Below are 12776 nucleotides of genomic sequence, written 5' to 3'. Positions count from 1 at the left end.
CAGAGGGGGGTGAGCCACCGGCGACACCGTCAAATGTCGGTTTCCCCACCCTTCACAATCCGAAACCGATGCCCCTTATCCAGCGCAGTGGTCTCAACCAGACTATGCCCATCTTCATTACACATATGGGTAATATCGATCACCGCCAGCGGATCGGTCGTCTCGACGGTCAGAACATCGCCCCTCTTCAGGGTTGCGAGTTTCTTGCGGCTTCTCAAAACCGGAAGGGGGCATTTAAGCCCCCTCAAGTCATAAGCGATCTCGGCCGTTTCGCTCATTCCTTGGCCCAGAACTTCCAGAACGGCTTCTTTTCCGGCGCTTCCGGTGCCGGTGCGGCGGAATAGGCAAGCGGGTTCATGGCCGGAACGGGGATGCTCTGGGCGGCAGCTCCGGTCTGACCGGCTGCGGCCGGGGTGGCTGAGGCAACCATCGTCGGTGCCGCGGGTGCCGGGTTCGATTGCGGTGCCGTGGCGGGCTGGACGGCCGAAGGACGCGGGCCGCGCAGGGCCGAGGCGGTTGCGGTTGTGGCCGGTGAGGACGACGTCACCTGCTGCGCCTTCTTCTCCATCAGCGCGGCATATTCCGTTTCCTTCATCAGCTTGCCAGCTTTCAGCGCCGAGCCGGTCGGCGCATAGGCGGGTTCGCGGCCCTTGCGCTTTTCGGCCACCAGCGCCTTGCGCTCCGCCTCGCTCGGGTCGTACCAGGCCATGCCGTCATATTTCTTCATCGCCGTTGCATAGGCGAGATCGTAGGTCTTTTCGTAGCTCGAAAGCGCGCTTGCGAGTGCCGGCGGCGTGCTCATCGGCGGGCACTGGGCGGCGGCATTGAAACTGCCGCCTTCGGTCTGCTGGTTGAAGACATATTTCTTCTCGCAGACATTCACTTCCGGCGGGCGCTTGGTGACTTCGAAATTGTCGTAACCGACCTTCAGCATCTTCCAGAATTGGAGATGCTCGCTCTGGCGATGGCGAGCCATGTTTTCCGCCGTCATGCGGAAGGGGAAGGCCTGCAGCTGCACGGTTTTCTGGCCGCCCTTGAAGGCGTCGCGCGCGAAACCGTAGATTTCAAGAATCTGTGCATCCGTCATCGAATAGCAGCCAGAGGACGAGCAGGCGCCATGGATCATCAGATTGGTGCCGTTGCGGCCATTGGCGGCATCGTAACGGTTCGGGAAACCGGTATTGATGGCGAGATAATATTTCGAATTCGGGTTCAGATGAGCGGGAGTGAGGTTGTAGAAACCTTCCGGCGCCTGCCGGTCACCCTCTTTCACCTTGGGGCCGAGTTTGCCGGACCATGCGCAAATCTCGTAGCCGGCGATCTTCTCGAAACGGTTGTCGCGCCTCGCTTTCCAGATTTCCAAGGCACCTTCTTCCTTGAAGATGCGGATCATGATCGGCGAGGTGCGGTCCATGCCCCTTTTGTCGATCTCGGCCAGAATGGACGGAGACAGCGGGTAATCGACCTTGTTCTTGACGTGTGAGACGTCGCGCTCAACGGTTTCGAGCGTATCGTTGCAGCCGGCAAGAACGAGCGCGGTGCAGGCAAGAAGTGCAAAATGTGTCAAACGCATGATCTGATCCGAAAGACGATGGCACGAAGCGGCGGCAGTTCTACACCGTCCCGTGTGTATTTTAAATACGGTATTAACCGTTTACATCTTCTTAACTCAAATCGGATCCGCCCCCGCGGCCACCGATACATCTTTTGATGTGACCGGACTATGGCCGAGTTGGGGCGATATTCAAGGAAAATAAGGCCGGGCTTAAAGGTTCCGGCCGATATCCAGGAATTTCTGGCGGCGTTCGGCGCGCAGCTGTGTGCCGGAACGCTGGGAAAGATCGGCCAGAGCCTTGGCGATGACGTCACCGGTTGCACTGATGACGGTTTCCGGGGCGCGATGCGCGCCGCCGATCGGCTCCGGAATGATCCCGTCGATGACGCCGAGCGACTTCAGATCTTCCGAAGTGATCTTCATATTGGTCGCGGCTTCCTTGGCGCGGGTCGAATCACGCCAGAGAATGGAGGCGGCACCTTCCGGCGAGATCACCGAATAGATCGCATGTTCGAGCATGTAGACGCGGTTGCCGGTGGCGATCGCGATTGCGCCGCCCGAACCACCTTCGCCGATGACGACGGAGACGATCGGCACCTTCACGTTGAGGCACATTTCCGTCGAGCGGGCGATGGCTTCGGCCTGGCCGCGCTCTTCAGCGCCAACGCCGGGATAGGCGCCAGCCGTATCGATGAGGGTGACGACCGGCAGCGAGAAACGATCGGCCAGTTCCAGCACGCGGATCGCCTTGCGGTAACCTTCCGGGCGCGGGCTGCCAAAATTATGCTTCAGGCGGCTTTTGGTGTCGTTGCCCTTTTCCTGGCCGATGATGGCGATGGGCTGGCCGTTAAAACGGGCAAGGCCCGCCTGAATGGCAGCGTCTTCGGAAAATTTGCGGTCGCCGGCAAGCGGCGTGAAGTCCGTGAACAGTGCCTTGGCGTAGTCGACGAAATGGGGGCGCTGCGGATGACGCGCGACCTGCGTTTTCTGCCAGGCGTTCAGCTTGGAATAGATGTCCTGCATCGCGTCGTTGACGCGCGATTCCAGACGGTTGATCTCCTCCGAGGTGTCTATGCTCTCGTCTTCATCGGCAAGCTTCTTCAGCTCGATGATCTTGCCCTCAAGGTCCGAGATAGGTTTTTCGAAGTCGAGATAATTGTGCATGAGATCCGTTTCCGATCGTTTTGCGCAAGGTTTGACCGGATTATCCGGCGGTTCCGGTCGCTCTAATCAAGGTTTTTGCCCTGTTTGGCAAGGGGGTGATGTGTTTGTACCAGCTCTTGCAGGCGTTCTTCCAGCACATGTGTATAGATTTGTGTCGTTGAAATGTCGGAATGGCCGAGCAGTTCCTGCACCGCGCGCAGATCCGCACCGTTCTGCAGAAGGTGGCTGGCAAAGGCGTGGCGCAGCACATGCGGCGATATCACGGACGGGGTCAGACCCGCGCGAATGGCGATGTCCTTGAGGTCGCGCGCGAAGACCTGGCGGGGTAGGTGCCCTTGCCTGCTGCTGGAAGGAAAGAGCCATGGGCTCTCCGTGGCTTCGGCCTTTTTCGGCGCCTTGTCTTTTTCCTGCACGAGCGCCTTTCGGGCTGCCTCGTATTTTTCCATCGCCTCGATGGCGGCACGGGAAAGAAGAACCATGCGGTCCTTGTTGCCCTTGCCGCGGATCATCAGGAAGCGGCCTTCCTGGCGCAGCACCTTGACGGGCAAGGACACGAGTTCGCTGACACGCATGCCGGTGGCATAAAGCAGCTCAAGCAGCAGATGCATGCGGATGCGGGCAAGCTGGCCGGGACCTGCGGTTGCAGCCTCTTGCGCCGCGAGCCCAAGTAGCCTGTTCACATCGGCGACGCTCATCGTTTTCGGCAGGGCGAGGCCTTTCTTGGGCGCATCGATGATGCCGGTCGGGTCGTCACCGCGCAGCCCTTCCGAATAAAGAAAGCGATAAAACTGCCGCATGGAGGAAAGGCGTCTTGCCTGCGAGGTTGCGGCAAAGCCCTGAGCGGAAAGGTGGGTCAGGTACGCGGAAAGGTCTGGTGTCGCGGCATCGGTCAATGACTGGCCGCGGTGGCTGAGAAATTCACTGAGATCGACAAGGTCGCGCTCATAGGAAGAGAGCGTGTTGGCGGCGGCGCCGCGCTCGGCGCTCATCATTTCCAGAAAACTTTCGAGCCGCGCGCCGTCGCGCCCTGTCGTCGGTTGCCCGCTCATGGGGTGCGCCTTGCCGGTTCTGTCGCCGGCGGGTTCAGCCGCTCGGAGGGGATGCGTACAGTCACCTCGCGGTCGCGCGGCTTGACGACCATGACGAGCAGCACCATGCCGCCATAGATCAGCCCCGCGATGGTCGCCAGTATCATCGTGAAGCGGAAGAGGGTGGGCATGGCGGCTCCGTAAGGGTGGCGGTCGAAATCTATATGCGGTGCGGCGAAAGCGGCGACAAGATCAAAATGGCCGCTCCGCCCCGTGCCGCATGCGGCGATGATTGTGATTCACCGCAATTCAGTCAGCAATTTGGCTTGACGCTTCGTAAACATTTGCAGATATCCATGCCAAACGGGCTTTCAAATTTATGAATGAAACGAATTTATCCGTCCCGGCCACACTCGGGGAGCAAGCGCGGGCAAAGCTCGGACGGCGCAACATCGTCTTCGTCGGGCTGATGGGGGCTGGAAAGTCGGCGGTGGGCCGCATGGTCGCCCAGCAGCTCAAGGTTCCGTTCATTGATACGGATGTCGAAATCGAGCGCGTATCGCGCATGACGATATCGGAACTTTTCGCCACCTATGGCGAAGAGGAGTTCCGTGCGCTGGAAACGCGGGTCATCAAGCGCCTGCTGCGCGGAGGCCCCAAGGTCATCTCCACCGGCGGCGGCGCCTTCATCAACGACAATACCCGCCGGCACATTACGCGCGGCGGCATTTCATTTTGGCTGAAGGCCGATCTCGAGGTGTTGTGGGAAAGGGTCAACAAGCGCGACCACCGTCCGCTTCTCAAGACCGAAAATCCCAAGGCCACCCTGGCGGCGCTGATGGAGAAGCGCTACCCGATTTATGCGGAAGCGGACATGACCATCGAATCCCGTGATGTCCGCAAGGAAATCATCGTGACCGAAGTGTTGACCGCCATAGCCGGCATCGAACAGAAAGACTGACACCATGACGCCTTCCGAAATCCACGCCGATGAACGTCTCGTCCATGTGCCGCTCGGCGAGCGCGCCTATGACATTCTGATCGGGCCTGGCCTGATCGGCCGGGCGGGCGGTGAAATTTCGGCGCGGCTGAAGGGCAGGCGCGCGGCGATCATCACCGATGAACATGTCGCGCCGCTTTATCTCGAAGGTTTGATGGATGGCCTGCAGACTGATGGCATCGAGGCCGTTTCGCTCACCCTGCCGGCTGGCGAAAAGACCAAGAGCTTCGAGCATCTGGTCACCGTCTGCGATGCGGTTCTGGCAGCAAGAGTGGAGCGTAACGATGCGGTGATCGCACTCGGCGGCGGCGTTATCGGCGATCTCGCCGGTTTTGCGGCGGGCATCGTGCGCCGCGGTGTGCGCTTCGTGCAGATACCGACCTCGCTGCTGGCGCAGGTCGATTCTTCCGTCGGCGGCAAGACCGGCATCAACACCCGCCACGGCAAGAACCTCGTCGGCGTTTTCCACCAGCCCGATCTGGTGCTGGCGGATACGGCGGTGCTCGATACGCTGAGCCCGCGGGAGTTCCGCGCCGGTTATGCCGAAGTCGTCAAATATGGCCTGATCGACAAGCCGGATTTCTTCTTCTGGCTGGAAAAGAACTGGGATGAAATCCGCACCGGCGGCCCTGCCCGCATCCAGGCGATTGCGACCAGCTGCCAGGCCAAGGCCGATGTGGTGGTGGCCGACGAGAAAGAAAACGGCGTGCGCGCCCTTCTCAATCTCGGCCACACCTTCGGCCATGCGCTGGAAGCGGCGACCAATTATGACAGCAAGCGGCTGGTTCACGGCGAAGGCGTCGCCATCGGCATGGTGCTGGCGCACCAGTTCTCCGCACGCCTGAACCTCGCAAGCCCTGATGATGCGGCCCGCGTCGAAGCGCATCTGAAGGCAGTTGGCCTGCCGACAACGATGAAGGATATTCCCGGTGAACTGCCGCCGGTCGAAACGCTGATGACGGCGATCGGGCAGGACAAGAAGGTCAAGGGCGGCAAGCTCACCTTCATCCTCACCCACGGTATTGGTCAGTCCTTCGTGGCTGACGATGTTGCGGCGTCCGAGGTGCAGTCCTTCCTGTCGGAGAAGCATCCGGGTTAAGTTATCCCCGGCGCCACGCGGTCAAAAGGCGCCGGTCTCGCTGGCAAGGCGTCCTATCGTTTGCAGCGGCATCGTCGACACATCTGCACGCCTTTGAAATCGGATTTTGCCGCCGCCGAAGGTTTCATAAAGCTGCAAATGTCCCGCAAAGGAGGATGACGTCGTCCGCGTCCAATAATCTCCTGCCCAAGCCAGAAGTGCCGCCTGATCGCTTTCGGTCTCGCCGTGCTGCGCTCCGCGCCGCAACAGGCCCTCGCGGCATTCTGCCTAGGGGAGGTCGAGCCATATCAGCACCTTCGCGCGCGGCAACGCCGTTTCAACCAGCCAGCCATAGACCCCTTCGATGATCCAGTCGCTGGTATTGGCATGCCGGGCCACCAGAAGTCTGGCTTCCGCCTCGTCCCGTTTGCGGCCATCCTCCTCCCAGTGAAGGCGATCGAGATCGTAAAAGGGCAATTTCAGCGCCGAACCGGCTTTTGCGGCGAGACTGCTTTTGCCGGATCCGCTGTTGCCGATGATGGCGATGCGGAGCGAAGGGCTGGCTGCTATCGACATTTGGGTAATCCGTCGAGTTAAGGTTCTCTCTTGGAATGCAGAATCTTTGCACCAACTGGATTTTTAGCCCGGAAATACGAAAGCAATGTTGCGTGGTTAAAACTAGAACCGCACCGCTTCCCCCGGCGCCGCCGCCTCGATCGCCAGCGCATGCAGCCCCGCGTCGAGTTCCGGCTTCAAAAGTGCGTTGATCGCCCGGTGGCGTTCGACGCGAGACTTGCCGGAAAAGCTTTCGGATACTATCTGAACACGCATATGCGTCTCGCCTGTGCCGGTCATATCCGGCTGGTGGCCCGCATGCATCTGGCTTTCATCGACGACCCTCAGGCGCTCGGGTGAAAAGCTCTCCCGGAGCTTGGTTTCTATGCGTTCTCGCAGGGACATGCGACGGGCTCCATTCTCGTTGGCTGGTCTTGAAGGGGGCTACCTAAAAGCCAGCAACATTCCGCTTTGTCAATTCTTGTTGTGCAGCTTTTCGCACCCCATAATCAGGGCATCATGAAACTGGATTCGAAATATTTCGATCGCATCCGCACGCGCCGGAAAAGGGAGCGGGAACCTGAGGTTCAGGCCCCCACCTGCCAGTGGGACGGATGCGATAAACCGGGCATTCACCGGGCACCCGTCGGCCGCAATGCCGAGGGGCAATTCTTCCTGTTCTGTTTTGAGCACGTGAAGGAATACAACAAGGGCTATAATTATTTTTCCGGCCTCTCCGACAGCGAGATTGCCCGCTACCAGAAGGAAGCGATCACCGGTCATCGCCCCACCTGGACGGTCGGCGTCAACAAGACGGCCCGCGACAGCCCGCTGCATTCCACGCTGCGTTCCGGCACGGCCAGCGGCAATGCCCGTATCCGCGATCCTTTCGGCTTTGCCGGCGGTTTTGCGGGCGGCGCAAAGGCAGGCGGCACCCGCCTGCAGCAGGACCGCAAATTGAAGACGCTGGAGGCAAAAGCCTTCGATACGCTCGGTCTTTCTTCCAGCGCAAAGCAGGAAGACATAAAAAGGCGCTACAAGGAGCTTGTCAAAAAGCATCATCCTGATGCTAATGGTGGCGATCGTGGTTCGGAAGAGCGTTTTCGGGCTGTTGTTCAAGCATATCAATTGTTAAAGCAGTCAGGTTTCTGCTAAGCCAACTTACGTGTTTACCGCCTGATTGATGATGTGGCCGGGTGGCTGCCGCCCGCCTTGGAGACGTGATGAGCAAAATCGACCTTGATATTTCCAACCTGCCCGACACGACGGTGTCCGTACGGGAGGTTTTCGGCATTGATACGGATCTGCGGGTCCCCGCCTATTCGCAGGGCGACGCCTATGTGCCTGACCTTGATCCCGACTATCTGTTCGACCGCGATACGACACTCGCGATCCTTGCCGGTTTTGCTCACAACCGACGTGTCATGGTCTCCGGTTTCCACGGCACCGGTAAGTCCACCCATATCGAGCAGGTGGCTGCCCGCCTCAATTGGCCCTGCGTGCGCGTCAACCTCGACAGCCACGTCAGCCGTATCGACCTCGTCGGCAAGGACGCCATCGTCCTGAAAGACGGCAAGCAGGTTACCGAATTCAAGGACGGCATTCTGCCCTGGGCCTACCAGCACAATGTCGCGCTCGTCTTCGACGAATATGATGCCGGCCGTCCGGATGTCATGTTCGTTATCCAGCGCGTGCTGGAATCCTCGGGCCGCCTGACCCTGCTCGACCAGAGCCGCGTCATCCGTCCTCACCCGGCCTTCCGCATTTTCGCGACCGCCAACACGGTCGGCCTTGGCGATACGACGGGTCTTTACCACGGCACTCAGCAGATCAACCAGGCGCAGATGGACCGCTGGTCCATCGTCACGACGCTGAACTACCTGCCGCATGAGCAGGAAGTGAACATCATCGCCGCCAAGGTGAAGAGCCTCGACAATCCGAAGGGACGCGAAACCGTTTCCAAGATGGTGCGCGTGGCCGATCTCACCCGTTCGGCCTTCGTCAATGGCGATCTTTCCACCGTCATGAGCCCGCGTACCGTCATCACCTGGGCGGAAAATGCGGAAATCTTCGGCGATCTCGCCTTTGCCTTCCGTGTGACCTTCCTCAACAAGTGCGACGAGCTTGAGCGCACGCTGGTGGCCGAACAATATCAGCGGGCCTTTGGCGTCGAGCTGAAGGAAAGCGCTGCGAACATCGTTCTCAGCGCCTGATCGTCCCCGGCTTGTCCGGAGACGATTTCGATGACTTGAAGACGCCGGCAGACCGCGCACATATCGATGGGCGGTCTCCACGCGTCGGCAAATGACAGGAAAGACAATGGCAGCGCGCGGCGACAATTCCAGAGCAAAACCGGGTACGGCTGTTGATACGGAGCCGTTGCGTCAGGCGATTGCCGGATGTGTGCGATCCGTTGCCGGCGATGCCGAGGTCGAGGTCGTCTTCGCCAATGAGCGGCCGGGCCTTGCCGGTGAGCGCATGCGCCTGCCGGAAATCTCCAAGAAACCGACCGCACAGGAAATCGCGATCACCCGCGGCCTCGGTGATTCCATGGCGCTGCGCCTCGCCTGCCATGACGCCGACACGCATGCGGTGATGTCGCCGCAGGGCGCCGAGGCGCGGCTGATCTTCGACGCGGTTGAACAGGCGCGCGTGGAATCGATCGGCGCGCTGCGCATGCCGGGCATGGCCTCCAACATCCAGGCCATGAACACGGAAAAATACGCCAAGGCCAACTTCGCCGGCATCACCAACAAGGACGACGCGCCGCTCGCCGAAGCCGTGGCGCTTCTGGTGCGCGAGAAGCTGACGGGCGAAAAGCCGCCGGAAAGCGCCGGCAAGGTTGTCGATCTGTGGCGCGATTTCATCGAGGACAAGGCCGCCGGCGATCTCAAGGATCTCTCCAGCGTCATCACCGACCAGAAGGCGTTTTCGCGACTGGTGCGCAAGATGCTGACCTCCATGCAGATGGCGGAAGATTTCGGCGACGAGGATAACGAGCCTGACAGTCAGGAAGCGGAGTCCAACGAGGACCAGCCGCGCACCAACGAGACGGAAGAAGAGCAGGTCGAGGAAGAGGCCGGCTCGGACGCGACGCCCGCCGATGAAAACGAGGCCTCGCAGGAGGAAATGGAAGAAGGCGAGATGGACGGCGCCGAGATGTCGGACGAGGAGATGTCCGACGATCTCGACGAGGATTCCGAAACGCCCGGCGAGACCCGCCGCCCCAACAGCCCCTTCGACGACTTTAATGAAAAGGTCGATTACCGCATCTTCACGCAGGAATTCGACGAGGAAATCCACGCCGAGGAATTGTGTGACGAGGCCGAGCTTGATCGTCTGCGCGCCTTCCTCGACAAGCAGCTCGCCCATCTTCAGGGTGCGGTCGGGCGCTTAGCGAACCGGCTGCAGCGCCGCCTGATGGCGCAGCAGAACCGTTCCTGGGACTTCGATCTGGAAGAGGGTTATCTCGATCCGGCTCGCCTCGTCAGGCTCATCATCGATCCCATGCAGCCGCTCTCCTTCAAGAAGGAACGCGACACCAAGTTCCGCGATACCGTCGTGTCGCTCGTCATCGACAATTCCGGTTCGATGCGCGGCCGGCCCATCACTGTTGCGGCCACCTGCGCGGATATTCTGGCGCGCACGCTGGAGCGCTCGGGCGTGAAGGTGGAAATTCTGGGCTTCACCACCAAGGCGTGGAAGGGCGGGCAATCGCGTGAGCAATGGCTGGCCAGCGGCAAGCCGGCTTCGCCCGGCCGTCTCAATGATCTGCGGCACATCATCTACAAATCGGCGGATGCCCCGTGGCGGCGCGCGCGACGCAATCTCGGCCTGATGATGCGCGAAGGCCTGCTGAAGGAAAACATCGACGGTGAGGCGTTGATGTGGGCGCATAACCGTCTGATCGGTCGCCCCGAGCAGCGCAAGATCATGATGATGATCTCGGACGGTGCGCCGGTGGACGATTCGACCCTGTCGGTCAATCCGGGCAACTATCTGGAACGGCACCTGCGCGCCGTCATCGAGCAGATCGAGACACGGTCGCCGGTGGAACTGCTGGCAATCGGTATCGGCCATGACGTGACACGTTATTATCGTCGCGCCGTGACCATCGTGGATGCCGACGAACTGGCGGGCGCGATGACCGAGCAGCTCGCAGCGCTCTTCGAGGATACGAGCAACGCTTCCGGTTCGTCCCGCAGGGTTCGCCGTGCGGGATAAGCGGGGCCGGGTTTTCTCCGCCTGTAAAACGCTCTCAATGGCCGCCATTCTGGCGGCCGCATCGCTGTTCCCGGTTTCCATCGGCGCTTCGACCATCGATGTGCCGGTGAGTGCGCGTCTCCTCTCGTCTTTCGAAGTCGGCACCAGCGAGAAACGTTTTGGCAAGCTGGAATTTGTCGGCGGCATGGTGATGAGCGCGCCGGAAAAACTGTTCGGGGCCATATCCTCCATCCGCTTTCGCCCAAACGGTGAGGATTTTATTGCGGTGCTGGATACGGGCCATTGGCTGACGGGCAGAGTCACGCGTGATGCTGTCGGGGCGCTGTCTGGCCTTGCTGAAGTCCGTATCACCTCCATGCTGGACATGAGCGGACGCGAACCGCCGCGCAAGATGGAGATGGATGCCGAAGGGCTGGCGCTACGCGACGGCAAGGTTTTCGTCAGTTACGAGCAACGTCACAGGATCGATATCTATCCCGATCCAGGCTTCGCCACCTCGAAACCGCTCGACCGCCTGCCGCATCTCATCCCCAATAACGAGTTGCGCCATAATGGCGGCATGGAGGCGCTTGCTGTATCGCCGGCCGATTCGCCGCTCGCCGGCGCTCTCGTCGTGGTGGCCGAAAAGAGCATCGATACCGACGGCAATCTTCTTGCCGCCATATTGGAAGGCCCGCTCAAGGGCACATTTGCCGTTACCCATCACCCCTCATTCGACGTGACTGATGGCGCTTTCCTGCCAAACGGCGATCTGCTGCTTCTCGAGCGGCGCTTCAACTTCGCCGAAGGTGTGGGCATGCGCATCCGCCGCATCCGCGGGGCGGATATCCGGCCGGGCGCGGTGGTGGATGGCGAAATCCTCATGGAAGCGGGCATGGCCTACCAGATCGACAATATGGAAGGCATGGATGTGGTGAAGGGGCCGGACGGTTCCACGCGCCTCATCATCGTTTCCGATGACAACCACTCGTTTCTCCAGCGCAATCTGATGCTGGAATTCAAGCTGGTGGAGTGAATATCAGGCCTGCTCCTGTGCCGCCTTGTAGGCAGCCAGGAGATCCTCGACCGGAATGCCGTCGATCTTCATGCCGGTCATTCGGCACGCGGTTATCTGCGCGCCGGAGAGGTTCGTGTTGCTCAGCTTCAGTCCGGTAAAATTGACGTCATCGATCGACCAGCCGGACATGTTGCTGTCCGTAAACGACGCACCGGAAAAGTTGATGTCATTGAAGCGTGTGTCGGCCAGATTGACATTGTTGAAGACCGTCCCCGACAGATTGACGTTATCGAAGCTGGAGCCCGAAAGCGTGGCGCTCGTCGCATCCACAATGTCGATAACGTCCTTGATCTGCATGCCGGTCCGCCTCCGAGCTTTGCCACGGACGGCAGATTGCAACGCCACCCGTGGGTTTGCAAGCGTGATCTGATCATGCATCCCCCGGCCTCAAATCTCGCTGACGGAAAGTATCAGCTCGGTTTGGCGGTGCCTGGCATGGGCTTCAGCGTGTTCATCAGCGCGCCATAAGGCAGCAGCATGACGAGGCCGACAAGGACCTTCACCGAAAGATCGCCCAGCGCCCAGGAAATCCACCGGGGGGCTTCCAGAGCGAAGATGCCGAGCAGCGGCGCGTTTTCGATGGCGAAGGCATCATTGGGGCCGACAAAGGAGAAGCTCGCGGCAAAGGCGATTGAGAAGAACAGAGCCGTATCCAGCACCGAACCCAGCATCGAGCCGGCCAGCGGCGCATGCCACCAGCGCTGGCGGCGCAGGCGGTTGAACACGGAAATATCCAGCAGTTGGCCGATGAGATAGGCGGTGCCGGAAGCAACAGCGATGCGCGGGATGGATGTCCAGAAGGACAGCGTGACGCCGACGACGAAGCCCGCAAGCACGACGCGACGCGCGATGGACGGACCGAACTGGCGGTTGGTCAGATCGGTAACAAGGAACGCGATCGGATAGGTAAAGGCGCCCCAGGTCAGAAGGTCGCCGAGATTGACGCCGAACAGCGAGCCGGAGAGCGGGTATTGCACCAGAATATTGGACGCGACGACGACGAGCGTCATCAGCAGAACATAGATAAGCGTATAGCGCAGATAGGGCATTTTTTTATCCTGGGTGATGCCACCAGTTGAAGCCAAGCATCGGAGCGAAACGTCTCAAACGGTTTC

The 12776-nt window shown here is 60.2% G+C and carries 15 protein-coding genes; 6 read left to right on the top strand and 9 right to left on the bottom strand.

Going from position 1 to position 12776, the window contains the following annotated elements:
• Nucleotides 1–29: 29 nt before the first annotated feature.
• The 5 genes from V6S97_RS15155 to V6S97_RS15135 form a co-directional block, all read right to left on the bottom strand.
• Nucleotides 30–278: a sulfurtransferase TusA family protein gene (locus V6S97_RS15155; protein WP_003509859.1), complete on the bottom strand. Its 249-nt coding sequence runs from the start codon at nucleotides 276–278 to the stop codon at nucleotides 30–32.
• Nucleotides 275–1573 carry a L,D-transpeptidase family protein gene (locus V6S97_RS15150; RefSeq protein WP_060726950.1) on the bottom strand — a complete coding sequence of 433 codons (1299 nt, stop codon included), beginning with the start codon at nucleotides 1571–1573 and terminating at the stop codon, nucleotides 275–277. The genes V6S97_RS15155 and V6S97_RS15150 overlap by 4 nt, the downstream gene beginning before the upstream one ends.
• Before the next feature lie 192 nt (nucleotides 1574–1765).
• Complete coding sequence (locus tag V6S97_RS15145; RefSeq protein ID WP_112293216.1) at nucleotides 1766–2719, bottom strand: acetyl-CoA carboxylase carboxyltransferase subunit alpha; 954 nt, start codon at nucleotides 2717–2719, stop codon at nucleotides 1766–1768.
• A gap of 62 nt (nucleotides 2720–2781) precedes the next feature.
• Entirely contained in the window at nucleotides 2782–3768 is a 987-nt protein-coding gene (xerD, locus tag V6S97_RS15140) for a site-specific tyrosine recombinase XerD (protein WP_003509866.1), read from the bottom strand.
• The gene (locus tag V6S97_RS15135) at nucleotides 3765–3938 is read right to left on the bottom strand and encodes a hypothetical protein (protein ID WP_003509868.1); all 174 of its coding nucleotides are present in this window, start codon (nucleotides 3936–3938) and stop codon (nucleotides 3765–3767) included. Before V6S97_RS15135 ends, xerD begins: the two co-directional genes overlap by 4 nt.
• A 188-nt stretch (nucleotides 3939–4126) precedes the next feature.
• Here V6S97_RS15135 and V6S97_RS15130 point away from each other — a divergent pair, with 188 nt between their 5' ends.
• Entirely contained in the window at nucleotides 4127–4708 is a 582-nt protein-coding gene (locus tag V6S97_RS15130; protein WP_003509869.1) for a shikimate kinase, read from the top strand.
• A 4-nt stretch (nucleotides 4709–4712) separates the two neighbouring features.
• The gene (gene aroB, locus V6S97_RS15125; protein ID WP_003509871.1) at nucleotides 4713–5846 is read left to right on the top strand and encodes a 3-dehydroquinate synthase; all 1134 of its coding nucleotides are present in this window, start codon (nucleotides 4713–4715) and stop codon (nucleotides 5844–5846) included.
• A 267-nt stretch (nucleotides 5847–6113) separates the two neighbouring features.
• Here the strand turns inward: aroB and V6S97_RS15120 are convergent, their stop codons facing one another.
• Complete coding sequence (locus tag V6S97_RS15120; RefSeq protein WP_334427323.1) at nucleotides 6114–6401, bottom strand: hypothetical protein; 288 nt, start codon at nucleotides 6399–6401, stop codon at nucleotides 6114–6116.
• Nucleotides 6402–6503: 102 nt separating this feature from the next.
• On the bottom strand, nucleotides 6504–6785 hold the full coding sequence (locus V6S97_RS15115) for a BolA family protein (RefSeq protein ID WP_003509873.1): 282 nt from the start codon (nucleotides 6783–6785) through the stop codon (nucleotides 6504–6506).
• 114 nt (nucleotides 6786–6899) lie between these two features.
• Between V6S97_RS15115 and V6S97_RS15110 the strand changes: the two genes are divergently transcribed.
• From V6S97_RS15110 to V6S97_RS15095, 4 genes are all read left to right on the top strand, one after another.
• Nucleotides 6900–7535, top strand: coding sequence for a J domain-containing protein (locus V6S97_RS15110; protein ID WP_020012181.1), 636 nt, complete (start codon nucleotides 6900–6902; stop codon nucleotides 7533–7535).
• 68 nt (nucleotides 7536–7603) lie between these two features.
• Nucleotides 7604–8593, top strand: a complete 990-nt coding sequence (gene cobS / locus V6S97_RS15105; RefSeq protein WP_003509875.1) for a cobaltochelatase subunit CobS — start codon at nucleotides 7604–7606, stop codon at nucleotides 8591–8593.
• A gap of 106 nt (nucleotides 8594–8699) precedes the next feature.
• Nucleotides 8700–10604: a cobaltochelatase subunit CobT gene (cobT, locus tag V6S97_RS15100; RefSeq protein ID WP_003509876.1), complete on the top strand. Its 1905-nt coding sequence runs from the start codon at nucleotides 8700–8702 to the stop codon at nucleotides 10602–10604.
• Nucleotides 10605–10641: 37 nt separating this feature from the next.
• The gene (locus V6S97_RS15095) at nucleotides 10642–11619 is read left to right on the top strand and encodes an esterase-like activity of phytase family protein (protein WP_334427319.1); all 978 of its coding nucleotides are present in this window, start codon (nucleotides 10642–10644) and stop codon (nucleotides 11617–11619) included.
• Between the two features lie 3 nt (nucleotides 11620–11622).
• Here V6S97_RS15095 and V6S97_RS15090 read toward each other — a convergent pair whose 3' ends face one another.
• Both V6S97_RS15090 and V6S97_RS15085 read right to left on the bottom strand, forming a co-directional pair.
• On the bottom strand, nucleotides 11623–11958 hold the full coding sequence (locus V6S97_RS15090) for a pentapeptide repeat-containing protein (RefSeq protein WP_334427318.1): 336 nt from the start codon (nucleotides 11956–11958) through the stop codon (nucleotides 11623–11625).
• Nucleotides 11959–12071: 113 nt separating this feature from the next.
• Nucleotides 12072–12710, bottom strand: a complete 639-nt coding sequence (locus V6S97_RS15085; RefSeq protein WP_003509887.1) for a queuosine precursor transporter — start codon at nucleotides 12708–12710, stop codon at nucleotides 12072–12074.
• Nucleotides 12711–12776: the final 66 nt, after the last annotated feature.

Origin of the sequence: Agrobacterium sp. CCNWLW155 (genome assembly GCF_036888815.1) — a bacterium.
Taxonomy (GTDB): domain Bacteria; phylum Pseudomonadota; class Alphaproteobacteria; order Rhizobiales; family Rhizobiaceae; genus Agrobacterium; species Agrobacterium radiobacter.
This window is presented reverse-complemented; position numbering and strand designations above follow the sequence as displayed.

Coding starts and splice junctions, on each gene's coding strand:
- V6S97_RS15145 (WP_112293216.1), bottom strand. CDS start 2,719: ATGCACAATTATCTCGACTTCGAAAAACCTATCTCGGACCTTGAGGGC.
- V6S97_RS15155 (WP_003509859.1), bottom strand. CDS start 278: ATGAGCGAAACGGCCGAGATCGCTTATGACTTGAGGGGGCTTAAATGC.
- V6S97_RS15135 (WP_003509868.1), bottom strand. CDS start 3,938: ATGCCCACCCTCTTCCGCTTCACGATGATACTGGCGACCATCGCGGGG.
- V6S97_RS15130 (WP_003509869.1), top strand. CDS start 4,127: ATGAATGAAACGAATTTATCCGTCCCGGCCACACTCGGGGAGCAAGCG.
- V6S97_RS15085 (WP_003509887.1), bottom strand. CDS start 12,710: ATGCCCTATCTGCGCTATACGCTTATCTATGTTCTGCTGATGACGCTC.
- V6S97_RS15120 (WP_334427323.1), bottom strand. CDS start 6,401: ATGTCGATAGCAGCCAGCCCTTCGCTCCGCATCGCCATCATCGGCAAC.
- V6S97_RS15090 (WP_334427318.1), bottom strand. CDS start 11,958: ATGCAGATCAAGGACGTTATCGACATTGTGGATGCGACGAGCGCCACG.
- cobS (WP_003509875.1), top strand. CDS start 7,604: ATGAGCAAAATCGACCTTGATATTTCCAACCTGCCCGACACGACGGTG.
- V6S97_RS15150 (WP_060726950.1), bottom strand. CDS start 1,573: ATGCGTTTGACACATTTTGCACTTCTTGCCTGCACCGCGCTCGTTCTT.
- V6S97_RS15095 (WP_334427319.1), top strand. CDS start 10,642: ATGGCCGCCATTCTGGCGGCCGCATCGCTGTTCCCGGTTTCCATCGGC.
- cobT (WP_003509876.1), top strand. CDS start 8,700: ATGGCAGCGCGCGGCGACAATTCCAGAGCAAAACCGGGTACGGCTGTT.
- V6S97_RS15110 (WP_020012181.1), top strand. CDS start 6,900: ATGAAACTGGATTCGAAATATTTCGATCGCATCCGCACGCGCCGGAAA.
- xerD (WP_003509866.1), bottom strand. CDS start 3,768: ATGAGCGGGCAACCGACGACAGGGCGCGACGGCGCGCGGCTCGAAAGT.
- aroB (WP_003509871.1), top strand. CDS start 4,713: ATGACGCCTTCCGAAATCCACGCCGATGAACGTCTCGTCCATGTGCCG.
- V6S97_RS15115 (WP_003509873.1), bottom strand. CDS start 6,785: ATGTCCCTGCGAGAACGCATAGAAACCAAGCTCCGGGAGAGCTTTTCA.